This window comes from Serinicoccus profundi (assembly GCF_008001015.1).
In the GTDB taxonomy this organism is placed as follows: Bacteria; Actinomycetota; Actinomycetes; order Actinomycetales; family Dermatophilaceae; genus Ornithinicoccus; species Ornithinicoccus profundi.
The window spans coordinates 1,336,133-1,357,545 of record NZ_CP042862.1 but is presented as its reverse complement, the minus strand read 5'-3'; the positions used below and the strand labels follow the sequence as shown (position 1 = coordinate 1,357,545).

Here is a 21,413-nt window from a genome sequence, read left to right as displayed (position 1 = left end):
ACGCCCGGTGGGAGAGAGAGCCCAGGGATCTGATCGCGCGGCCCCAGGAGAGGGCAAAGTTTGCCCCAAGATTTGGTCAAGTCGGCCGTCTGACGCGGGGTCACCTGCCTAGGGTCGAGGGCATCCCCTCACGACTGGAGGTGGCTGTCATGGCAGACACCACGAACCGGGCAGGCCGTCTGCTGCGCACCGCAGCGACGGCCGCCCTCGCGACCACCCTGAGCGTCGCGTACCTGCCGGGAGCCGTCCAGGCCGACCCGGACGACATCGACATCAGCGACAACATGACGCTGCTGAGCAACACCCCCAAGCAGGCGCCGCTGGAGGCCTTCAACTCCGACATCTCCTTCTGGGGTGACTACGCCTTCCAAGGCAACTACGACGGGTTCCGCATCTGGGACATCTCCAAGCCCAAGGACCCCGAGCTCGTCAGCCAGGTGCTGTGCCCCGGTGGTCAGGGTGACGTGTCGGTCTCCGAGGACGGCTCGCTGCTCTTCATGTCGGTCGACTACGCCCGCACCGACGACACCTGCTCCAGCTCGCCGACGAGCACAGCGAACCCCGACGGCTGGGAGGGGATGCGGATCTTCGACATCTCCGACCTGGAGAGCCCGGACTACGCGGGCGCCGTGCGCACCGACTGCGGCTCGCACACCCACACGCTCGTCCCGGGTGAGGACTCCGGCACCAACTACCTCTACGTCTCCTCCTACGGGCCGAACGCGCTCTTCCCCCACTGCCAGCCGCCGCACGACGGGATCTCGGTCATCGAGGTGCCCACGGACGACCCGGCGTCGGCCGCGGTCGTCTCCGAGCCGGTCCTCTTCCCCGAGGGCGGCGGGCCGCGCACGAGCGGGTGCCACGACATCACGGCATACCCCGAGCGTGACCTGGCCGCCGGCGCCTGCATGGGTGACGGCATCCTCATGGACATCTCCGACCCGGTGAACCCGGTCGTCACCGAGCAGGTCCAGGACTCCAACTTCGCCTTCTGGCACTCGGCGACCTTCAACAACGACGGGTCGAAGGTGATCTTCACCGACGAGCTCGGCGGCGGCGGCGCGGCCACGTGCAACGAGGCGGTCGGCCCCAACCGTGGCGCCAACGCGATCTTCGACGTGGACTACACCGGCGCCCCGGCGCTGGACTTCCGCAGCTACTACAAGATCCCGCGACACCAGCAGGACACCGAGAACTGCGTGGCCCACAACGGCTCGATCGTGCCGGTCGTCGACGGTGACGTCATGGTCCAGGCGTGGTACCAGGGCGGGGTGTCGGTCTTCGACTTCACCGACTCCGACGCCGCCGAGGATCGCCTACTTCGACCGTGGCCCGATCGACGACGACAGCCTCGTCGTCGGCGGCTCCTGGTCGGCGTACTACTACAACGGCCACATCTACTCCAGCGACATCACCCAGGGGCTGGACGTCCTCAAGGTGCGCGGCACCAAGGGTGACAACCGGGCGAAGATGGACTTCCTCAACGCCCAGACGCAGTACGCGTTCACCCCGGGCCGCTCCGGCAGCCGCGCCGGCGACGCCCCCGGGCTCGACGGCAAGGACACGACGTCGGCGATCGTGCCGGCCGCTCCGGGTGAGCGCGCCGAGGTCGTCTCCGCAGCGCAGGCCGAGCGGATGACGGCTCAGAGCCGCCAGGAGGCCACGGCGCTGTCCGCCGAGGCCGACGCGATGTTCATGTCGATGATGATCCCGCACCACTACCAGGCGATCCTCATGTCCCAGCTCGCCGAGGACCGGATGGCCGACCCGCAGCTCGCGGCGCTCGCCGACCGGATGCTCCTGGAGCAGCAGCTCGAGATCGGCGTCATGCAGGGCTGGCAGGGCGCCAACGGCCACCCGGTGACCGACGAGGTCACGGCATACCAGGAGATGCTCGGTCACCCGCAGCACCTCGAGGAGATGGGTATGGCGTCGGCCGAGGAGATGGCGCAGCTCGAGGCGGCGCAGGGCGCGGAGTTCGACGCCCTCTTCGTCGAGCTCATGGTGCCGCACCACGAGGGCGCGATCGACATGGCCGTGGACGAGATCGTCAACGGCTCGGACGTCACCGTCCAGCAGCTGGCGACCGACATGCTCGTCACCCAGGGCGTGCAGATCGACCAGATGGAGCGGCTCGTCTCCGCACAGTGAGCCCACCGTGAAGGGCCCGGCGCCACCCGGCACCGGGCCCTTCACGCTGCCCGACCCCAGCGGGGAGGCCTATGCTTCCTCTTCGACCCCGAGGTGGGGGACCTCGAGCATCGGGCGACTCGTCGCTGCGGTGTGCCGACAGGTCAGCCCCCCGACCGCAGCCGACCAGGAGTGACATGCCCCTCAACGACCTGCCCGATGAGGCCCGCGCCGTCGCGTCACTGCACGTGACCGCCGAGGAGCCGGCCGACGAGCCGGGTCACCGCCCACCCACCGTCCCGGGAGCCCGGCACCGCCCCGGTGGGGCACCCGCCCCCACGACCAACGTGGGCACCGACCGGATGAAGGTCGTCGGCGAGGGCTTCATGTGGCTCACCGCGTGGTCGCTGCGCCTCATCGTCGTGGCCGCCGCGCTGTGGCTGCTGTGGTGGGTCCTCCAGATGGTGTGGTTCGGGGTGTTGCCGATCCTGCTGGCGCTCATCGTCGCGACGATGCTGGCGCCGGTCGTCGCCCTGGGTCGCCGCCTCGGGCTCCCCGCGGCGTTGTCGACGATCCTGACCCTTCTCCTGTCCTTCGGCCTCGTCGTCGGTGTCTTCGCCGGCCTGGTGCCCTCCATCTCCAGCCAGTCGCGGGAGATCTTCGACCAGGCCACGGAGGGTGTCGGTCAGGTCCGCCAGTGGATCAGCGGGCCACCGCTCAACCTCGACAACGCCCAGGTCGACGAATACCTCAACACCGCTATCAGCTGGCTCCAGGGACGCAGCGGTGAGGCCGCCGGTGCCCTTGCCTCCGGTCTCGGTGCGGTCGGCTCGGCGCTGGTCACGCTCGGCCTCATGGTCGTGCTGCTCTTCTTCTTCCTCAAGGACGGGCCGAAGTTCCTCCCCTGGCTGCGGCGCACCACGGGTCGCACCGTCGGCCGGCACCTCACCGAGGCGCTGACCCGTATGTGGACCACGCTCGGCGGCTTCATCCGCACCCAGGCCATCGTCAGCGCCGTCGACGCCGTCCTCATCGGCATCGGCCTGCTCGTCCTCCAGGTGCCGCTGGCGCTCACCCTCGCCGTCCTCACCTTCATCGGCGGCTTCATCCCCATCGTCGGCGCGGTCATCGCCGGTGGCATCGCCGTGCTCGTCGCCCTCGTCACCCAGGGCCTCACGGCCGCCCTGTGGGTCCTGGGCATCGTGCTGGCCGTCCAGCAGATCGAGGGCAACGTCCTGCAGCCGATGCTCCAGGGCCGCAGCATGCAGATGCACCCGGGCATCGTCCTGCTCGCGGTGGCGGGTGGCAGCACGCTCTTCGGCATCATCGGCGCCTTCCTCGCGGTGCCCTTCGCCGCGACCTTCGTCGTCGCGCTGCGCTACCTCAGCGAGCAGGTGGACCTGCGCAGCGGGGACGTCGGCGTCGACGACATCCCCTTCACCACACCGGAGGGATACGTCGCCGGCGCCCAGGCGCAGTATGCCGCCGCCCTCGCCCGCGAGGAGGCTCAGGCTCCGGCGTCGGTCCAGGACGCCGTGCCCCAGCAGCAGCGACCCTCGCTGCTCGCCTGGCTCGTCGGGCGGCACTGACCGGCGCAGAGGCGGCCTCCCCCTCGGAGGCCTACTCGGCCCTCAGCTCCTTCGCCATCCCTCAGCCCCTTCGCCATCCCTCAGCCCCCTCGTCATCCCTCAGCCTCGATGTCATGTGTCAGCCTCCTCGAGGGGGCTGACACATGACATGGCGGACGAGAGTGGGCCCGCGGCACGGCACCGGGGACGAGAGTGGGCCCGCGGCACGGCACCTCGTCGAGACGCTGCGCCCGGACGGTCCGTCAATGCGGCGGGTCGCCGGCCTCGTCCAGCGCGTCGAGGTCTCGCAGGGCCGCCTCCCAGCGATGACGGCGCTGCGTCTCGTCCTGCTCCCACCACGGCTCGCCCCGCTCTCCGAGCCCGTGCTTGGCCAGGTCGACCCGGCGGCGGGCGGGTGCCGGGTCCTCGCCGCGACGCGTCAGGGCGCCCACCGTGGAGCGGCCACGGCCGAGGTGGGACAGCAGCCGTGCGGCGACCTCCTCGGGCAGGGACGGATCCTGCCTGCGCCACCGGCGGCCCTTGACGACCAGCCAGCGCTCGTCGTCCACCGCCTCCGAGCCCTCACCCGCCTCACCGCTTACGTCGTCACCGGCCTGGTCGGGTGCCCCCTCTGTCCCGGTCACCCCCGACCGGCCCCGGTCGCAGCGCCCGGGGCAGCGTCGGCGGCGTCCCTGCGCTCCACCGCGAGGGTGAAGCCCTGGGCGCGCAGCGCCTCGACGAGGTCGTCACCGAGGGCCATGGCGGGCGTGAGCACGCCTCCCTCCCGGCCCGGCCTCCCCCGGGTGGCGAGCAGGACGAGCGCCGCCTGGCCCAGCTCGACGGAGGTCGCGGCATAGCCGGGGTCACCTCGACCGGCGATGGTCGCGGCATATCTGCTGCCGTCCTCGGTCGTGGTGAGGGTCTCGGTGCGGAACGACCCGGCCTCGCGGCGTGCGCGGTCCGGTCCCTCCCCCGGTGACGGCAGTGCCCGGTCCACCAGGGAGCGCAGCCCCGGCGTCGCCATGGCCCCGAGGAGGGCGCCCATTCCCGCGACCAGGGCGCGGGCCCGCAGCCCTCCACGCAGGCCGCGGCCGGTGCTCACGAGCTCGCGGTAGCGGAAGCGCGGACCGGAGGCGCCGTCGAGCAGGGCGTCCGAGCGGCGCACCAGGCGGGTGTTGTAGGGCGCCATGAAGAACGGCACAGCCCAGCGGCCGCTCCCCTCCTCGACGAAGGGTCGCCAGTGCTCACGCTGGCCCGAGGCACCCTGGCGGCCACCGGTGAGGGCGAAGGGGTCACCCACCACCCGCCGCAGGGCAGGCTCGTCACGCATCCGTTCCAGCTGGACCCGCATCGAGTCGATCGTGCCCCCGCTGATCCCTCCTCGCGCCTCCCGCACCCACATCGTGGTGTCGGTCAGACCGCCGGCTCCGTCCGCCTCCGCCGCCCGGCGCAGCAGGTGGACCCCGAGGTCGGAGGGCACCGAGTCGAAGCCGCAGGAGACGACGATCCGGGCCCCGCTGGCCCGGGCCTGCTCGTGGCAGCGCTCGATCGCCTCGCGCACGAAGAGCACCTCACCGGTGAGGTCGCAGTAGTCCGTCCCCTCCTGCGCGCACGCCTCGACGAGGGGTATGCCGTGCCGCTGGTAGGGCCCGACCGTGCTGATGACGACGCGCGAGCGGGCCGCGAGGGAGCGCAGCGAGGCGGCGTCGGTGGAGTCGGCCACCATGAGCGGCCAGCCCGACGCCGCCGGGCCGAGCTCGTCCCGGACCGTGGCGAGGCGCTCCCGCGACCGGCCGGCGAGGGCGACCACCACCCCCTCCGGGGCGGCCTGCACCAGGTGCTCGGCCACCAGCCGTCCGACGAATCCGGTCGCTCCGAAGAGGGTGATGTCGAGGTCGCGTGTCACGCCCCCATCGTCACCCGGGACGCCACCGACGTCATGTCGACCAGGCGGCCACTCCCCCGGCGAAGGACGCCGCGCCGGGGATGTCGGCGACCAGGGCGGCCTGGTAGGCGTGGTAGGCGTCCGGCCGCCCCGGCCAGGTGCGGGCGCTGGGGGCGTTGTCCTGATCCAGCTCGTGCCGCCAGGAGAGGCCGTCGGGGTCGATGAGGTGGCGGTCGGCATACGCCCACCAGCGCTCCACGTCGTCGGCGTGCCTAGCCCCACCGGTGACCTGGTGCAGCACGGTCGAGGTGGCGATCGCCTCGGTGAGGACCCAGTGCATGCGCTCGCGCACGACCGGCCGGCCCTCCCAGTCGGTGGTGTAGACGAAGCCGTCCTGGCCGTCCGCCGTCCAGCCGTCTCTGATCGCCCGCTCCGCGAGCCGGGTGCCGGCCTCCACCAGGCGGGCCGGCGTCGCGAGCCCCGCCGGAGGTGCGGAGCCGTCGCCGGTGGTCGCCAGGGTCAGCAGCAGTCGGGCCCACTCCAGCCCGTGCCCCACCGTCGCGCCGTAGGGCCGGAAGGGGTCGGCCGGCCGGTCGGCGTTGTGCTCCGGCAGCGGTCGCCAGTCGGCGTCGAAGTGCTCGGGGATGCGCCAGGAGTTCTCCCCCGCCCAGCCGATGACCCGCGTGGCGATCCGCAGCGCGCGCTCCCGCCACTGCGCACCCGCCCCGGCGTCCCAGGCGGCGAGATAGTCCTCGACCGTGTGCATCGCCGAGTTGAGGCCGCGGTAGGGGTCGAGGTCGGTGAAGCTCGCGTCCCACTCCTCGACGACCATGCCCGCCTCCTCGTCCCAGAAGTGCGCCTCCTGGACAGCGAGCGCCTCCTCCAGCAGTTCCTCGGCACGCGGGATCCCGGCGGTGCGGGCGGTGCTGGCGGCGAGCACGACGAAGGCATGGGCATACGCCTGCTTGGTCGCGACGTCGACGGCACCCTCCCGCACGGAGGCGAACCACCCGCCGTGCTCGGTGTCGCTCAGCGGACCGTCGAGCAGCGCCGTCACCCCGTGGGTGGCCAACTCGGTCAGCTCCCGCCCCCCCCCCGGCCCGCCGGGCGCCGGCGGGTCGCCGACCAGCAGCCCGAGGCCGAAGACGTGGGTCATCCGACAGGTGACGTAGAGCTCGACCGGATGGCTGGGGTCCACCGTCCCGCCGTCGTCGAGGTAGCCGAAGCCGTCGGCGACCCGCGAGGCCTGCGCGAAACGCAGCAGCTCGACCCGGCGCGCCCGGCGGTACGCCTGACCGCCGGGGTATGCCGTCCGCTCACCGCTCATCGCCCGCTCCCCCCGGCGCTGTCGTCGCCGCGGGTGGTCAGGCGGAGCCGCAGGTCGGCCCGGTGGGCGTCGGCCAGCACCAGCCCGGCGTTGACCTGGTTGACGTCGTGGACCCACGCCCGAGCCTGCTCGAGCGCCTCGCCGTCCTGCGTGCGCCGCCCGAGCAGTCGCCGGACCCGCTCCTGCTCAGGCACCTCGAGGAACCACACCTGGTCGAGCAGCGGGCGGACCTGCTCCCAGCCGCCGGCGTCGTGGAGCAGGTAGTTGCCCTCGGTGAGCACGAGGGAGGCCTCCGCGGGCACCGGGATCGCCGCGGCGACGGCCGTCTCGAGGGACCGGTCTAAGGCCGGGGCGTAGACCACGGCGTCCGCGGCGGGCAGGTCGCGCACCCGCTGCAGGAGCGCGACATACCCCTCGACGTCGAAGGTGTCCCAGGCGCCCTTGCGTCCGCGCCGCCCCAGACCTTCCAGCACCCCGTTGTCGAGGTGGAAGCCGTCCATGGGGACCCACGCCGCGCGCGGGCCGAGCTCGGCGAGGATCGCCTCGACGACCGTCGACTTGCCCGCCCCCGGCGCCCCGCTGATGCCGAGCAGGGTGCGGGTTCCGGACACGGCCAGCGCGCTCGCTTGGGCCACGACCTCCGAGAGGGTGACCCGGTGTGCAGGCCCGGGAGCACCGGTGAGCGCCACCGCGAGTTGTCGAGCCACCCGCGCAAGCCTAGTCAGTCACCCCGCTCGTAGGCGGCCTCGGCACCGAAGATCGCGCGGATCCGGGCCGGGTCGAACTTCTCGCTCCGGTCGGAGCCGTAGATCCCGTTCTTCTCCTGGAAGACATCGGTGAGCTGGGTGTAGCAGTAGCCGAACATCAGCGGGTCCTGGTCGAGCACCCGGGTGAGGCCCTCGGCCCGGGCGTAGAACTCCTCCTCGTCGCGCACCCGGTCGCCGTAGCCCCAGGACTCACCGGAGTCGTTGACCGAGTCGGCCCCGGAGCGGGCCGACTCCGGCACCCACCAGATCCCGCCGTACTCGCTGCAGAAGTACGGCTGTCCGGCAGGGGTCGGGCCGGTGCCGACGGTCGCGACATACAGCTCACGACCCTGCTCACTCAGCGCCTCCGCCGTGCCGACCTGCGACAGGGTGCGGACGGTCACGGGGTAGCGGCTGCCGCTCGCCAGGCGCTCCAGCTGGGTGATCATGTCGCCGTAGGAGCGGATCGCCGCCAGCGGCGTCTCCTTGCCGGGGTTGGGGAACTGCGCGTCGGCCTGCGCGGCGCCGGCGCCGGTCACGGACGCGCCGATGGCGGCCAGGCTCCCCCAACCGAGCAGGGAACGGCGGGACAACTGGGTATGCGGCATGATGCCTCCTCGTCGAGAGCATGGGACCTGCTCACGCTACGTGCCGTTTGCTCTAGGGAAGGTGAAGACTTCCGGGTAACCCGACCTAGAGTGCCCGCATGGCCTCCCCACCGACCGACGGCACCGTGCGCGTCGTCGAGGGCGAGCGGGGCACCACCGTGGTGCTGGACCGCCCGGCCCGCCGCAACGCCCTCACCCTGCCGATGTGGCGCCAGCTCGCCGAGGTCGTGGCCGATCAGGGCGGGCCGCAGGACCCCGTCGGTGGGGAGCGTCCGGACGCGCTGGTCATCACCGGTGCCGGCGGCTACTTCTGTTCCGGCGCCGACCTCGACACCTTGGCCTGGGCCCGCGAGGACCCCGCGCACGCGGCGGAGTTCGTCGACGCGGTCGTCACGGCCCTGCTGACGATCCACGTCTCGTCCCGGCCTGTCGTGGCTCTGGTCGAGGGCGGCGCTGCCGGCGGTGGGGTCGAGATCATGGCAGCCTGCGACTCCAGGGTGGCGCTCGGCGCGCCCACCCTCGTCTTCCCCTTCGGCCGCCACGGGATGACGCTCGACGACTTCACCCGGTGGCGGCTCGACCTGCTCGTCGGCTCCTCGACGGCGCAGCGGCTGGTCGACGGCCACCACGTGGTCGGCGCCGAGGAGGCCCGCGAGCTGGGGCTGTTCGATGGCTCCCCGCCCGACGCGGCCCTGCCCACCTCCTCCGGGCCCGCCGTCGGCCTCGCCCTCGACCGATCGCACCCCGGCGACGGGAGGGGCGACGCGACGGGCCGTGGAACGGACGACGCGACGGGCCGTGGAACGGACGACGCGACGGGAGCACCGGCATACCTCCGGCCCGGCGAGACCCTGGCCGGTGCGGCGCGACGCGCGGGCGCCCCTATGCTCGCCGCGCTTCAGACCGGCCCGCCCTGACCCGCGCCGCTGACGCTCTACGTGGTGGCTCCAGGTCGCCCTGACGACCCACACCCACCACGGTGGAGGGCGTGAACGGGCCCGCGCCTCGTCCGCGTGGTGGCTACGGGTCGCCCTGACGACCCACACCCACCACGGTGAAGGCGTGGACGGGTGGACGTGGCCCATGGGCGCATCGGCCCGGCCCTCGCTCCCAGCCCACACCGGGCGCGACGATCGGCGGCGTGGCAGGCTGACCTCTGCGTCGATCTGACCCTGATCTGACTCCGACCCGCACCCAGGAGGCCCCCGTGGAGGCACCGAACTACGCAGGCCTGCGAGCCCTGCTCGTCAACTGCTCACTCACGCCCGACGCCGAGACGTCGCACACCGGCCGGCTGCTGGACGTCGTCGACCACCTCATGAGCGGCGCCGGGGTCGAGGTCGACCGGCTGCACCTCGTCGAGCACCAGATCGCCCCGGGTGTCCAGCCCGACATGCGCGAGCACGGCTGGGACCATGACGACTGGCCGGACCTGTGGCCCCGCGTCGAGGCGGCTGACATCCTCGTCATCGGCACGCCGCTGTGGCTCGGCGAGGAGTCCTCGGTCTGCCGGGTCCTCATCGAACGCCTCTACGCCATGTCGGCGATGCTCAACGAGCGCGGCCAGTCGATCTACTACGGCAAGGTCGGCGGTGCCGTCATCACCGGCAACGAGGACGGCGTCAAGCACACCTCGATGTCCCTGCTCTTCGCGATGCAGCACCTCGGCCTGGTCATCCCGCCGCAGGCCGACTGCGGATGGCTCGGCGAGATCGGTCCGGGGCCCTCCTACGGCGACCCGCGCGAGGGCAAGCCCCCGGTGGGCTTCGACAACGACTTCACCCGCCGCAACGCCACGATCATGAGCTGGAACCTCATGCACACCGCGCACCTGCTCAAGGAGGCCGGCGGCCTGCCGACCTACGGCAACGACCGCAACGCGCTCGCCGATGGAGAGCTCTTCGGGTATGCCGAGCCCCGGGCGGTCCCAGGCACCTGAGGCAGCGGCGGTCGCGGGTGCCTTCGAGGTTCAGCCCTGTCGGTCGGCCGAGCCCTCGTGGACCCGCAGCGTCCACCCCTGGTCCAGGAGCCGCCACGAGCGGCGCATCACCCGCTCGTCCTCGACCTCGCCGTCGGTGTTGACCCGGAAGGCGTCCTGCTCGCGGTCGGCGCGCACCACGACCTCCCGGCCCGAGGTGAGGGTGACGTCCTCGCGCTCCACGTGCCGCCCCTTGCGCAGGTCCAGCGCGAAACGGACCCGGGCAGCGGACCCACGCCGTGCGCGACGACCACCTCGACCTGGCCGTCGTCCGCCCGCGCGTGCGGGGCGACCGGGGTTCCACCGCCGACCGAGCTGCCCAGCGCGAGGGTGACCATGAGCGCGGGCCGGTCGTCGTCGGCGATCCCCTCGCCGTCCACGCTGACCCGCAGGTGCCAGCCCTTGGAGGTCAGCCCCGCCCGCAGGGCACCCCAGGCGTAGGCCGCCTTGCCGAGCACACCCTTGACCTCGCCCGCGTGCGCCGTCGCCTCGGCCGCGACCCCGGCGTGCACGACGTTGACGACGACCGAGCCGGTGTCGTCCACCATGAGGCCGCGCTCGGTCGTGGCGCCGGCGACCGCGACCCGCGCGGCCTCCTGGGGGTCGAGCGGGATCCCGGCCCCGCGCACCAGGTCGTTGCCGGTGCCCAGCGGCACGACGCCGACCGTCCCGATGCGCCCCAGCAGTCCCTGGTCCTGCACGACCTGCAGGAAACGGTGGATGGACCCGTCGCCGCCCATGACTACGACGTCGCGGCCACCGCGGAGGCGACGGCCGCGGCATACTCCTCGTCGTCCTCGGGGGTGAGGATCTCCAGACCTGCGGTGGAGCAGGAGTCGAGCTCACGGCATACCTGCTCGACCACGTCGTCCTCGGAGGACCCGGCGTCGGAGTTGGACAGCATGAGGACGCGCCGGTCGACGCCGCCCGACGCCTCGTCGCCCTCGGCGGGGACGGGATGGCCTGCGTCGTCACGGCCCCTGGCGTCCCCGGCACCACTCGCACGCTCGGTATGCCCCGGGCTCTCGGCGCGCTCAGGACTCTCGGTCGGCTCCTCGGTGGGCACAACGTCTCCTCGCATCGGTCAGAACACGCCCAAGCTACGCCCCCGGTCAGCCGACCCCGCCGGGGCGCAGGCGGGAGGTGAGGACGGCGTAGGCGGCGGAGACCCCGATGCCCAGCGTGGGCTCGAGCTGCGGGCCGAAGTGCGGCGAGTGGTTGGTCACCGTCGGCTCCTCCCCCTCGACCTCCTCGCGGGTGAGGCCGCCGAAGAACCAGTAGACGCCCGGCACCCCGATCGCGTCCGGCAGCGCGCCGAAGTCCTCGCTGCCCATGACCGCCGGGATCTCGTTGACCTGCTCCTCGCCGATCGCGCCGCGCAACACCTCGATGACCCGCGCGGTCTCCTCCTCGTCATTGACGAGCAGGGGGAAGGTGTAGATCTCCTCGATGACCGGCTCGGGGGCGTCGGAGGCCATGGCCTCGGCGAGGATGACCCGGCGCAGCGCACCCAGCAGGTGCTCGCGCACGTCGGCGTCCAGGTTGCGCATGTTGACGGTGAACTCGGCCGTCGCCGGGATGATGTTCTCCTTGAGGCCGGCATGGATCGTCGCGATCGTGATGACGGCGGCCTTCTGCGCCGGCACCTCGCGGCTCTTGAGGCTCTGGATGCGCACGATCATGTGCGCGGCCAGCACGACCGGGTCGATGGTCGACTCCGGCTGCGACCCGTGGCCACCACGCCCCCGGACGGTCACCCGCCAGGCGTCGGAGAAGGTCATCGCCGGCCCGGGCGTGACGTCGATGGTTCCCGTGATGCCCGGCCAGACGTGCTGCCCGTAGATCACCTCGGGGCGCTCGGCGCGCTCCCACAGCCCGTCGTCGAGCATCGAGACCGCCCCCTGCGCGGTCTCCTCCCCCGGCTGGAAGAGGAAGACGACCGTGCCCGACCACGCCTCCCGGTCCCCCGCGAGCAGCGTGGCAGCCCCGATCGCCGCCGTGACGTGCATGTCGTGGCCGCACGCGTGCATGACGGGCACGTCCGTGCCGTCGGGCATGGTGCCGCGGGCGGTCGAGGCATACTCCAGGCCGGTGTCCTCCTCCACGGGCAGCGCGTCGGTGTCCGCGCGGAACCCCACGACCGGGCCCTCGCCGTTGCGCAGCGTGGCCACGACGCCGGTGCCGCCGCAGCGGAAGACGTCGTAGCCCAGCCCGCCCATCCGCTCCTCGATGAGGGCGGCGGTGGCCTCCTCCTGCATCGACAGCTCGGGGTGGGCATGGAGGTGGCGGTAGAGCTCGTGCAGCGACTCGCGCAGGTCGGCGTGCTCTGCTGACTCCAGGATGCTCGTGGTCTGCGACATACGGTGAGGGTATGCCGACCACTCACGCGAGCGCCGTCCGGACCGTCGTCGAGGAGCACCTGGAGGAGGTGCTCGGCGACCTGGAGCTGCTCGTCGGCCTGGAGACGCCGAGCCGACGCCGCGACCTGCTGGAGGTCGCGCTGCCCCGGATCGAGGCATACCTCGTGCAGCGACTGGGTGAGCCGAGCCGTCGCGTCCAGCACGACGGCGGCGAGTTCGGCGACGTGCTCGACCTGACGTGGCCGGGGGTGGGCGCTCGGGGCGAGGTGCTGTTCCTCGCGCACTACGACACCGTTTGGCCGGAAGGGACCCTGGACGGGTGGCCGCTGACGCGCGACGGGGACGTGCTCACCGGCCCGGGCGTGCTCGACATGAAGGTCGGCATCGTCCAGACGGTCTGGATGCTCCTGGCCCTACGCAGGCTCGGCGTGCCGCACCCGGACGTGCGGCTCCTGCTCACCCCTGACGAGGAGATCGGCTCCCGCGCCGGGCGGGCGCACCTGGAGGCCGCGGCGTCGGACGCGCTCGCCACCCTCATCACCGAGCCGAGCGCGGCCGGGGCGGTGAAGACCCGGCGCAAGGGCATGGTGTTCGCGGACGTCACCGTGCACGGGGTCGAGTCGCACGCGGGGCTCGACCCGGAGGCTGGCGCGAGCGCGGTGCACGAGCTGGCCGGGCTGGTGCCGCAGCTCGTGGCGCTCGCGGACCGAGAGCGGGAGACGACCGTCAACGTCGGCACGATCACCGGTGGGTCCGGGCGCAACGTCGTGGCCGGACGGGCGACCTGCGAGGTCGACGTGCGGATCCAGGAACCCGCCGAGGAGGACCGCGTCGTCGGGGCGCTGGAAGCCCTGCACGTGTCGGACGAACGGTGTCGCCTCGAGGTCGACATCGACCGCAACCGGCCTCCGATGAACCCCACGCCGCACACCGCCCGGCTCCTGGAGCTCGTGCGCACGGTCGGCGACGACCTCGGGGTGGACGTCGGCGACGAGGCGGTGGGCGGCGCGAGCGACGGCAACTTCATCGCCGCTCTCGGCCTGCCGGTGCTCGACGGCCTCGGCGGCATCGGCGCCGGCCCGCACGCCCGGCACGAGCACATCCTCGTCAGCGGGATCCCTCGGCAGACCGCCCTCATGGCGGGGCTCGTGGAACTCCTGGGCCGCGGCTGACCGACAGGCCGGCACCCGATCTCCCGGTCATCGGCGCCTCGGCAACGGACCCACCTGGCCACCGGCCCCACCGGCAGGCTGGCACACGACCGACCGGTCCCACCGGCCCACGACCCCGCAACGGCCGACCGTCACCCATGTCCTGACACGTCATGCGTCACCGTCAGTCCTGACGGAGATCACCGCCATCGGTGTCCTGACGCATCACCGACGTTCGCGACCCAACCCTTGCCTCTTTCGAACGTATGTGCTACTATCGTCGTAGAAGGGGGGATGGACATGCTGGACAGACCGCACGTCGGCTCAGTGCTCGAGTATCGGCTGGCCGAGCTCTGCGCACACCGCGCGCTGGAGCTCGCACACGGGGTTCACTGCGTCGACCTGCGCCCCTTCGGTCTCACCCTGACCGTGCCCGGACTCCAACCGGACGTGAGCGCGCCACCCTTTCCCGTCGACGACGCACGTCCTCCCGACGACGAGGCACGTCCTCCCGACGACGAGGCGCGGCCCTCGACGAGCGCCGATCCGACGCCGAGGCAGCCTCCCTGCGACGCCGTGCAGCGGGTGCGCTCCATCGCCCATCAGCGCTCCGCGATGGAGGCACGGCTCCTGGGAGCAGCTCAGGACCTCACGGCGGAGATCGGTGCAGCCTTACTGGCGGACAAGGGGTATGCCGACGTCGACGAGCTGACGCCCGCACGCCGCCGGAAGTGGGCCGAGACCAAGAGACTGGCGTGTGCAGAGCTGCAGGTCGCGCTCGGGCTCGGGGTCCGTGAGGCACGACAGCTCGTCGGCGTGGCCTGCGCTCCCGCACCCGTGCGCACCGTGGTGGCTGAGGCGCTGGAGACCGGGCTCGCGTCGTGGGGGCACGTCCGTGCCTTCTGGGAGCGGTGCGGGACGCTTCCGGCCGACGAGGCGCCCCTGGTCTCTGAGTCACTCTTCGGTGCGGATCCTGACCTCGCCGTGCCGGAGCGCCTGGCGCCCGACGGGACGCTCCTCGACCGGCCCTGGCACCAGGCGGAGTTCTGGGCAGCCCTGGAGCGCGAGGCGGTCCGGGTCGAGGGACAGGACGTGCTCGCAGAGCGGGAGCGCCGCCATCGGGCACGTGCCGAGCGTCGTGTCTGGATGCGGGTGGACGACGACTCGACGGCCACCCTGGCGGTCACCGGTCCACTGACGAGCGTGTGCGCCATCTCGCAGCGGATCGATGCCTGCGCCAAGGCCCTGCGCAAGAGCGGTGACGAGCGCACCCTCGCCCAGCTGCGCTCGGACGTGGCCCAGACGCTGCTCCTGCACGGCCGCCTCGACCTGCCCGGTCGCGCAGAGGGCACCCTGACGACCCCGCCGACCGGGCGCACCCTGCCCACCGGGCCCACCGGGGACCCGCTGCTCACCCCGGCGGAGAGCGAGGCGGTCGCGCAGATCGTCACGGCCCAGCCCTCCATCACCCTGGAGGTCGTGGTCCCCTTCGACGCGCTCACCGGGCAGCCCGCCTGCACCTGATGCGCCTCCCGCCCCGAGGAGCCGCAGGAGCAGCCCGATGACCGCGCCGCCGACGACCCGCCACGCAGCGCGCCCCCGCCGGCGCCCGTCGCCGGCGGCACAGGGCAACCGGCTCTCCTGGGACCAAACGCCGTGCCACCGACGGGCGCCGAGCCGCCTCTCCCGCCGCCCACTCCACGTCCAAAGAATCACTTACAACCCGTGGCGCTACCCACCACACACCCGGAGACTTCGTCAGCGGCCGCGCCCCCACGCACCACCCACGGACAGGACCCAGCACCTCCCCGCCGGGACGGGGTGCAGTCGGGGAAGTCCTCGGACGACACCCTGCCTTCCTCACCCCAGGACACCTGCGTGAGCTGGCGCTCGCCCCCGGCACGACCCTGTCCCGGCTGCTGGTCGATCCTGCCGACGGCCGGTTGATCGAGCGCAGCATCGCGGCTTACCGCCCCGACGCCGCCATGCGCCGGCAGATCGTGGCAGCCGACGTCTACTCCCGGGCTCCTGGCAGCAGAGCACCCGCTGTCGCGTGCGAGATCGACCACGAGCAGCCCTTCGGGTCCGGCGGTCCCACCCGTGAGAGCAACCTCGCCCTCAAGGACGTCCGCAGCCACCAGTTCAAGACCGAGGGATGGTGGAGCAGCGCCCTGGCTCCGCGACGCGACCTCACCTGGGAGACGATCCTCGGTCAGATCGAGCAGACCCGCGGCCACGACTACCGCCAGTACCTCCCGTCGGCGCGCACCACGGGCGTCACCACGACCGTCACCACGTCGGACCCGCGCGACGGGACGCATCCCGACGCCGCGGTCACCGACCCGGCCGCGCCTTCCGCTCTTGACGCCGTTGACGAGCCCGGGCGTCCGACCCCGGAGGACGACCTGGACCTCGCCTGCCGCGCCCTCTACTCCGCGCTCGCCCACCGCGGCGTGGGTGCTCTCCTCGCCGATCCCGACGACGCCGACGGAGCGACTGACCACGACCCGAGACTGACCGGCTGGATCACGCTGACGCACCGCGGACAGGACGGGCAGCGACGGGGAGGCGCGCCGGAGGATCTGGCGACGGTGGCCAGCCTGTTGGGCTTCAGCTCGCCGACGGTCGCCGACGCCTCCGACGCCTCCGACGCGTCAGCCGACAGGCGCGACATGAAGCGGGGCCACGACACCGCGGAGTCGACCCCGCCCTGGCGTGAGCCACGGGACGAACCACCGCCGTTCTGAGGCTCAGCTCCGACCGGTCCCGCCGATCCTGAGCGGTGGGGCCCGTCGACACCTCCGGCCCCGCCCGCGTCGCCTGCATGATCGTCGCCGTCGATAGCATCGCCTTCGACGCCGCCGCTGGGGCCTACCCCTCACCAGCCAGACAGGTTGACCCCGCACTTCGCCACCCGCGCCACCTCCGATGGCACAGTGGTGACATGCCACGCACCATCGCGACCACGACCGATGTCGAGCTCGAGCAGCTCCTGGACTTCGCCAGGACCCGGCACAACCTCGTCCTCATCACGCAACGGCAGGACGGGAACCCGCAGGCCTCTCCCGTCACCGGCGGTGTGGACGACGAGGGGCGGCTCGTCATCTCGACCTACCCCGAGCGCGCCAAGACCGCCAATGCGCGACGTCACCCCGAGGTCAGCGTGCTCGTCCTGTCCGACGACTTCGGCGACGCGTGGGTGCAGGTCGACGGCTCCTGCGAGGTGCTCGACGGGGAGGACGCGGTCGAGCCGCTCGTCGACTACTTCCGGTGCATCTCCGGTGAGCACCCCGACTGGGACGAGTACCGCCAGGCCATGCGCGACCAGGGCAAGTCCCTCATCCGCGTCACCCCGACGCGGTGGTCGCCCATCGCGACCGGCGGCTTCCCCGCGCGCCTCTCCGAGGCGGGCCAGCACCCCGACTCGTGACGCCTTCGCCAGAGGCCTACGCACCGACTCGTGACGCACCCCTGAGGCGAAGGCATCGACACGCCAGGAAGTAGCACGACGCCAGCAACCCGGCTCGTGACCGTGCACACCCCAACGACGAGCTGAATCGCGGGGCCGAGGCAGGGTTACCTGCCCAACCAGGGTGCTGCCGCGTCGCGGTGGGCCCGCTGCTTGTCCGACGCCATCCCGTCCCAGCTGCGCACCGCGAAGCCCGAGCGGCTGTTGGCCTCGAAGACCTCCCGATGGTCCTCGACGAAGGTCCAGTAGAGCCCGTCCCAGGCCTGCCGCCACTCCCCTGGCGGCAGGTCGGACATCTTCCGCAGGTAGTTGCTGCCGGACACGTAGGGCTTGGTCGTGATCGCCTCCCCGGCGGCGAACTGGCTCATGGCATACACATTCGGCACCATCACCCAGTCGTAGGCGTCGACAAACATCGCCATGAACCACCGGTACACCTCATCCGGGTGCACCCGGAGCAGGCACAGCGCGTTGCCGAGCACCATGAGCCGCTCGATGTGGTGCGCATACCCCCGCTCGAGCACCCTGCGGATGACCAGGTCGACCGGCTCGAGGCCCGTGTCGCCGGTCCACCACGACGCGGGCATCGACCGGCCGTGCTCGAGCACGTTGCTCGTGCGCATGCGGCGCCCCCAGAGCCGATAGGTCGCCCGCATGTACTCGCGCCAGCCGATGAGCTGCCGCACGAAGCCCTCGAGACTGGGCAGGTCGACGTCATGGTCGTCGGCGGCCACCAGCGCCCGCTCCAGCACCTGCTCGGGCTCGATGAGGCCGCAGTTGAGCGCCGGGGTCAGCGCGGCGTGGAAGAGCACGGGGTGCTCGGTGCTGATGGCGTCCTCGTAGGGTCCGAACTGGCTGAACCGCTCATCGAGGAACCGTCTCAGGGCGGCGTCCGCCTCCCCCGGCGACGTCGCCCAGCAGAACGTCTCGGGGTCTCCCGGGGCGTCGGGGAACTGCTCGGCCACCCACGCGATCGCCTCGGTGACGTGGGTATGCCGTCGCACCGGCCCGAGCGCGGGTTCCGGGACCGGGTGGCCGGCAGGCAGCTTCTTGCGGTTCTCGGTGTCGAACGACCACCGGCCGCCGACCGGCTGGTCACCCTCCATGAGCACGTCCAGCCGGCGGCGCTGCCAGGCGTAGAAGTGCTGCATCCGCGCCCCACCGGCGGAGAAGTGATCCTTGATCTGCCGCCGGGTCGTGAGGAAGGCCGGGGTGTCCAGCACGTCCTCGGGCCGCAGCTCGTAGCCACCCTCTCGCAGCTGGTCGCGGCAGTCCCTGCCCAGCCAGTCGTCCGCGACGTCCAGGACGCTGACCCGGCTCGGTCGCAGCCGGTGCACGAGCTCGACGAGGCCCGAGCCACTCGTCCGCTCGGGCGACGACTCGACGACCTCCACGTCGAAGGACCTCTCCTGCGCCCGGTCGACGAATCGCCGCACGGCGGCGCGGTGGAGCACGAGCTTGTGGGCGTGGAAGGGAAGCTGCCGGTAGAGCAGGTCGTCCTCGACGACGACGAGGACGGTGCCGTCCGGGACCTCGAGCTGCGCGCTGTGCAGCTGGTGCGGGTAGACCAGCCGGACCTCGGTCGTCCGACTCACGCCGCAGCCCCGACCACCGCGGAGACGGACTGCACCTGCGGGTCCCACCACCGCAGGCCCCGCACGGTGAGCGTGCGGCCTCCCTCGACGGCCGGGCTGGCCCACCGGTCGTCGGCGAGCGCCGACAGCGCCGCTCCGGCGTCGTCCACCGTCAGCCGCGCCGCCAGGCTGACGTGCGGCACCCAGGGTCGCTGGTCGGCGCCCTCCCACTGCTGCGCGAGCACGGCCTGGGCACGCCGGGCCGACAAAGGCGCCGCCACGAGCTCGGCGATGGTCAGCCGGCGCCCTCCGAGCAGGACGAGCCCGGACACCTCAAGGGGCAGGGGGAGCAACGGCGCCCACAGCTCGAGCGCGGCGGCGAGCACCTGCTCGCCCGGAGCGTGCGGCGAGGAGGCGACGGTGAGGTGCGGGCGGTGCGTCGACCCACGGTGCCGGGCGAGCGAGGCCACCCCCGCGGCCTCGAGCGCGCCCCAGCGTGAGCGCACCTGCGCGTCGTCCGCCGGGGTGAGGACGAGCTCGAGGGCGTGGGAGGGGCTCACGCGGCCTCGGTCTCGGCCCGCTCGACACCGGCCATGGCCCAGCGCACCGTCGAGGTGCTGACCCGCCCGAGCGGTGAGAGCACCACGCGGGAGAGCACCGGTGAGGCCGGCAGCCCCAGCTCGGAACGCGACCACGGCGGGAGCAGGGCGACCCCACCCGCCGCGATCGCCCAGTAGCCGGGCCGGGAGACCACCGGCAGCGGAGGGTCCGCGAGGAGGAAGCGGGCGGCCTCCCGGGCCGCGTCGGTCGCCTCCAGCTCCGGCCGGTATGCCTCGAGCACGTCCCGCAGCTCACGCACCGAGGAGGGCGGGTCGGGCACGCCGAGGTGGCCGGCCGAGACCCCGGCCTGGGCGACGTAGCGGTCGGCCTCCTCCTCGGTCAGGGGCGAACCGGAGAAGGCCTGGTAGGCGTCGAGGAAGGACACCGCCTCCGCGACGTGCACCCAGGTGAGCAGGTGGGGGTCGGAGGCGCGGTAGGGGCGCCCGAAGGCGTCCTTGCCACGGACCCGTTCGTGGATCGAGCGGACGTGGCCGATGGTGTCCAGGGCGTGCTCGATCGTGCCGAAGGTCGTCGCGGCGAGGTAGGTGCTCGTGCGCTGCAGCCGCCCCCACGGGTCCCCCTTGTAGCCCGAGTGACCCGCCACGCCGGCCATGGCCATCGGGTGCAGCATCTGCAGCAGCAGGGCCGCGACGCCGCCCGGGAACATCGAGGCGTCGGCGTGCACCCGCCATACCGGGTCCTCCGGGGTGAACCAGCGTGCCCCCGGGGTGTCCCAGATGAGCGCGGCGCGCTCCCGGGCGTCGTCCCCGGCGACTCGGGAGCGCAGCGCCGAGCCCAGGGCGGTCTGCACCCGACCGATCACCGGCTCACCTCACATACCTACGACAGACAGTGAACAAAGACTTGACATCAGCACTATCCCACGAGCGTCGACAGCGCGCCACGTCGACGACCTGCGCCCTCGCCATGACCCCTCCCCGACCGCCGCGGAGCCCGCCCGACTTGTAGGGTCGGAGACCATGCAGACCCCCACCTTCCCCGGCACCGACCGCCCCTTCGCGCCGATCAACCTCGGCGGCAACCCCTTCGGCTGGACCTCCTCTCGGGAGTCCAGCGAGGCCGTCCTCGATGCCTTCCTCGCCGCAGGTGGGTCCTTCGTCGACACCGCCGACGCCTACTCCGCCTGGGCGGAGGGCCACGAGGGCGGGGAGTCCGAGCCAATCCTCGGGCAGTGGATGGCCGACCGCGGCAACCGCGACCAGGTCCTGGTTGCCACCAAGGTCGGGAAGAAGCCGGGCCGGGAGGGCCTGGCGCACGACTCCGTCCTCGCGGCGCTGGAGGAGTCGCTCGAGCGGCTGCAGACCGACTACCTCGACCTCTACTACGCGCACGCCGACGACGAGCAGGTGGCCATCGAGGACCAGGTCGCGACCTTCGACGAGGTGGCCCGCAGCGGCCGGGTGCGCGCCATCGGCCTGTCGAACTACTCCCCCGATCGCCTGCGAGCCTTCATGGAGACCGCCGCGGCGCAGGGCGCGGTCCTCCCGACCGCGATCCAGCCGCGCTACAGCCTGGTCTCCCGGTCCGCCTACGAGACCGACCTCGCCCCGCTCGTCGCCGAGTTCGGCCTGGCGGTCTTCTCCTACCCCGCCCTGGCCTCCGGCTTCCTCACCGGGAAGTACCGCACGGAGGCGGACTTCGCCGGCAACGCGCGCGGCGGCGCGGCCCGGAGGTATGCCGAGGCCGGCGGGTTCGCGGTCGTCGACGCCCTCGTGACGGTCGCCGGGCGGCACGGCGTGGATCCCGCCTCGGTGGCGCTGGCCTGGCTCCTCGATCGCGGTGTCACCGCCCCCATCGCCTCGGCCTCACGCCCCGAGCAGCTGGAGCCGCTCATGGCGGCCACCCGGCTCGAGCTGGACGACCAGGACCGCGCCGAGCTGGACGCCGCGTCCTCGACCTTCTGAGGCGTGCGGGCGGTCCAGCCCTGGCGACCGCGCGTCGTGCTGACTATGCTGGCGACGGACCGAGAGGCGAGCAGAGCGAAGGGGGCTCCTGA

Annotated in this window: 21 protein-coding genes; 10 read left to right on the top strand and 11 right to left on the bottom strand. The window is 72.5% G+C overall.

Going from position 1 to position 21,413, the window contains the following annotated elements:
• Positions 1–149: 149 nt before the first annotated feature.
• The 3 genes from FA582_RS06210 to FA582_RS06205 all read left to right on the top strand — a co-directional run bounded on the left by FA582_RS06210 (position 150) and on the right by FA582_RS06205 (position 3,719).
• Entirely contained in the window at positions 150–1,457 is a 1,308-nt protein-coding gene (locus tag FA582_RS06210) for an LVIVD repeat-containing protein (RefSeq protein WP_010147025.1), read from the top strand.
• Positions 1,438–2,151, top strand: coding sequence for a DUF305 domain-containing protein (locus FA582_RS16620; RefSeq protein WP_010147026.1), 714 nt, complete (start codon positions 1,438–1,440; stop codon positions 2,149–2,151). The genes FA582_RS06210 and FA582_RS16620 overlap by 20 nt, the downstream gene beginning before the upstream one ends.
• A 176-nt stretch (positions 2,152–2,327) precedes the next feature.
• Positions 2,328–3,719 carry an AI-2E family transporter gene (locus FA582_RS06205; RefSeq protein WP_010147027.1) on the top strand — a complete coding sequence of 464 codons (1,392 nt, stop codon included), beginning with the start codon at positions 2,328–2,330 and terminating at the stop codon, positions 3,717–3,719.
• Positions 3,720–3,961: 242 nt separating this feature from the next.
• Here the strand turns inward: FA582_RS06205 and FA582_RS06200 are convergent, their stop codons facing one another.
• Genes FA582_RS06200 through FA582_RS17510 form a run of 5 tightly spaced genes read right to left on the bottom strand, consistent with a single transcriptional unit; the run spans position 3,962 to position 8,264 of the window.
• On the bottom strand, positions 3,962–4,342 hold the full coding sequence (locus FA582_RS06200; RefSeq protein ID WP_010147028.1) for a hypothetical protein: 381 nt from the start codon (positions 4,340–4,342) through the stop codon (positions 3,962–3,964).
• Positions 4,339–5,604: a saccharopine dehydrogenase family protein gene (locus tag FA582_RS06195; RefSeq protein ID WP_010147029.1), complete on the bottom strand. Its 1,266-nt coding sequence runs from the start codon at positions 5,602–5,604 to the stop codon at positions 4,339–4,341. The genes FA582_RS06200 and FA582_RS06195 overlap by 4 nt, the downstream gene beginning before the upstream one ends.
• Positions 5,605–5,635: 31 nt before the next feature.
• Complete coding sequence (locus FA582_RS06190; RefSeq protein ID WP_010147030.1) at positions 5,636–6,910, bottom strand: AGE family epimerase/isomerase; 1,275 nt, start codon at positions 6,908–6,910, stop codon at positions 5,636–5,638.
• Positions 6,907–7,617 carry a nucleoside/nucleotide kinase family protein gene (locus FA582_RS06185; protein ID WP_010147031.1) on the bottom strand — a complete coding sequence of 237 codons (711 nt, stop codon included), beginning with the start codon at positions 7,615–7,617 and terminating at the stop codon, positions 6,907–6,909. The genes FA582_RS06190 and FA582_RS06185 overlap by 4 nt, the downstream gene beginning before the upstream one ends.
• A gap of 14 nt (positions 7,618–7,631) precedes the next feature.
• Entirely contained in the window at positions 7,632–8,264 is a 633-nt protein-coding gene (locus FA582_RS17510) for a glycoside hydrolase family 2 (protein WP_010147032.1), read from the bottom strand.
• A 98-nt stretch (positions 8,265–8,362) separates the two neighbouring features.
• On the opposite strand from FA582_RS17510, the gene FA582_RS06175 reads away from it, so the two are divergent.
• Entirely contained in the window at positions 8,363–9,181 is an 819-nt protein-coding gene (locus tag FA582_RS06175) for an enoyl-CoA hydratase/isomerase family protein (protein WP_147899775.1), read from the top strand.
• Positions 9,182–9,471: 290 nt separating this feature from the next.
• On the top strand, positions 9,472–10,203 hold the full coding sequence (locus FA582_RS06170; RefSeq protein WP_010147035.1) for a flavodoxin family protein: 732 nt from the start codon (positions 9,472–9,474) through the stop codon (positions 10,201–10,203).
• A gap of 107 nt (positions 10,204–10,310) precedes the next feature.
• Here FA582_RS06170 and FA582_RS16730 read toward each other — a convergent pair whose 3' ends face one another.
• Genes FA582_RS16730 through FA582_RS06155 form a run of 3 tightly spaced genes read right to left on the bottom strand, consistent with a single transcriptional unit; the run spans position 10,311 to position 12,602 of the window.
• Positions 10,311–10,982: a diacylglycerol/lipid kinase family protein gene (locus FA582_RS16730; protein ID WP_010147036.1), complete on the bottom strand. Its 672-nt coding sequence runs from the start codon at positions 10,980–10,982 to the stop codon at positions 10,311–10,313.
• A gap of 2 nt (positions 10,983–10,984) precedes the next feature.
• A complete protein-coding gene (locus tag FA582_RS06160) occupies positions 10,985–11,308 on the bottom strand; it encodes a hypothetical protein (RefSeq protein ID WP_010147037.1) in 324 nt (107 codons plus the stop codon).
• A 46-nt stretch (positions 11,309–11,354) separates the two neighbouring features.
• Positions 11,355–12,602: an amidohydrolase gene (locus FA582_RS06155; RefSeq protein WP_010147038.1), complete on the bottom strand. Its 1,248-nt coding sequence runs from the start codon at positions 12,600–12,602 to the stop codon at positions 11,355–11,357.
• Between the two features lie 11 nt (positions 12,603–12,613).
• Between FA582_RS06155 and FA582_RS06150 the strand changes: the two genes are divergently transcribed.
• The 4 genes from FA582_RS06150 to FA582_RS06135 all read left to right on the top strand — a co-directional run bounded on the left by FA582_RS06150 (position 12,614) and on the right by FA582_RS06135 (position 17,183).
• Positions 12,614–13,774: a M20 family metallopeptidase gene (locus FA582_RS06150; protein ID WP_010147039.1), complete on the top strand. Its 1,161-nt coding sequence runs from the start codon at positions 12,614–12,616 to the stop codon at positions 13,772–13,774.
• A 306-nt stretch (positions 13,775–14,080) separates the two neighbouring features.
• On the top strand, positions 14,081–15,277 hold the full coding sequence (locus FA582_RS06145; RefSeq protein ID WP_147899774.1) for a hypothetical protein: 1,197 nt from the start codon (positions 14,081–14,083) through the stop codon (positions 15,275–15,277).
• 419 nt (positions 15,278–15,696) lie between these two features.
• Complete coding sequence (locus FA582_RS06140) at positions 15,697–16,500, top strand: HNH endonuclease signature motif containing protein (RefSeq protein ID WP_010147042.1); 804 nt, start codon at positions 15,697–15,699, stop codon at positions 16,498–16,500.
• A gap of 197 nt (positions 16,501–16,697) precedes the next feature.
• Positions 16,698–17,183 carry a PPOX class F420-dependent oxidoreductase gene (locus tag FA582_RS06135; protein WP_010147043.1) on the top strand — a complete coding sequence of 162 codons (486 nt, stop codon included), beginning with the start codon at positions 16,698–16,700 and terminating at the stop codon, positions 17,181–17,183.
• 146 nt (positions 17,184–17,329) lie between these two features.
• Here the strand turns inward: FA582_RS06135 and FA582_RS06130 are convergent, their stop codons facing one another.
• Genes FA582_RS06130 through FA582_RS06120 form a run of 3 tightly spaced genes read right to left on the bottom strand, consistent with a single transcriptional unit; the run spans position 17,330 to position 20,219 of the window.
• Positions 17,330–18,817, bottom strand: a complete 1,488-nt coding sequence (locus tag FA582_RS06130) for a cryptochrome/photolyase family protein (RefSeq protein WP_010147044.1) — start codon at positions 18,815–18,817, stop codon at positions 17,330–17,332.
• Positions 18,814–19,356, bottom strand: a complete 543-nt coding sequence (locus FA582_RS06125) for a 2'-5' RNA ligase family protein (protein WP_010147045.1) — start codon at positions 19,354–19,356, stop codon at positions 18,814–18,816. Before FA582_RS06125 ends, FA582_RS06130 begins: the two co-directional genes overlap by 4 nt.
• Positions 19,353–20,219, bottom strand: coding sequence for an oxygenase MpaB family protein (locus tag FA582_RS06120; RefSeq protein ID WP_010147046.1), 867 nt, complete (start codon positions 20,217–20,219; stop codon positions 19,353–19,355). The genes FA582_RS06125 and FA582_RS06120 overlap by 4 nt, the downstream gene beginning before the upstream one ends.
• A gap of 157 nt (positions 20,220–20,376) precedes the next feature.
• Between FA582_RS06120 and FA582_RS06115 the strand changes: the two genes are divergently transcribed.
• Positions 20,377–21,321, top strand: coding sequence for an aldo/keto reductase (locus FA582_RS06115; RefSeq protein WP_010147047.1), 945 nt, complete (start codon positions 20,377–20,379; stop codon positions 21,319–21,321).
• The last annotated feature ends 92 nt before the right edge of the window (positions 21,322–21,413 follow it).

What these genes read in the sequence shown, in the direction of transcription:
- FA582_RS06210 (WP_010147025.1), top strand. Translation starts at nt 150, where the DNA reads ATGGCAGACACCACGAACCGGGCAGGCCGTCTGCTGCGCACCGCAGCG.
- FA582_RS06205 (WP_010147027.1), top strand. Translation starts at nt 2,328, where the DNA reads ATGCCCCTCAACGACCTGCCCGATGAGGCCCGCGCCGTCGCGTCACTG.
- FA582_RS06190 (WP_010147030.1), bottom strand. Translation starts at nt 6,910, where the DNA reads ATGAGCGGTGAGCGGACGGCATACCCCGGCGGTCAGGCGTACCGCCGG.
- FA582_RS17510 (WP_010147032.1), bottom strand. Translation starts at nt 8,264, where the DNA reads ATGCCGCATACCCAGTTGTCCCGCCGTTCCCTGCTCGGTTGGGGGAGC.
- FA582_RS06175 (WP_147899775.1), top strand. Translation starts at nt 8,363, where the DNA reads ATGGCCTCCCCACCGACCGACGGCACCGTGCGCGTCGTCGAGGGCGAG.
- FA582_RS16730 (WP_010147036.1), bottom strand. Translation starts at nt 10,982, where the DNA reads ATGGGCGGCGACGGGTCCATCCACCGTTTCCTGCAGGTCGTGCAGGAC.
- FA582_RS06155 (WP_010147038.1), bottom strand. Translation starts at nt 12,602, where the DNA reads ATGTCGCAGACCACGAGCATCCTGGAGTCAGCAGAGCACGCCGACCTG.
- FA582_RS06150 (WP_010147039.1), top strand. Translation starts at nt 12,614, where the DNA reads ATGCCGACCACTCACGCGAGCGCCGTCCGGACCGTCGTCGAGGAGCAC.
- FA582_RS06135 (WP_010147043.1), top strand. Translation starts at nt 16,698, where the DNA reads ATGCCACGCACCATCGCGACCACGACCGATGTCGAGCTCGAGCAGCTC.
- FA582_RS06115 (WP_010147047.1), top strand. Translation starts at nt 20,377, where the DNA reads ATGCAGACCCCCACCTTCCCCGGCACCGACCGCCCCTTCGCGCCGATC.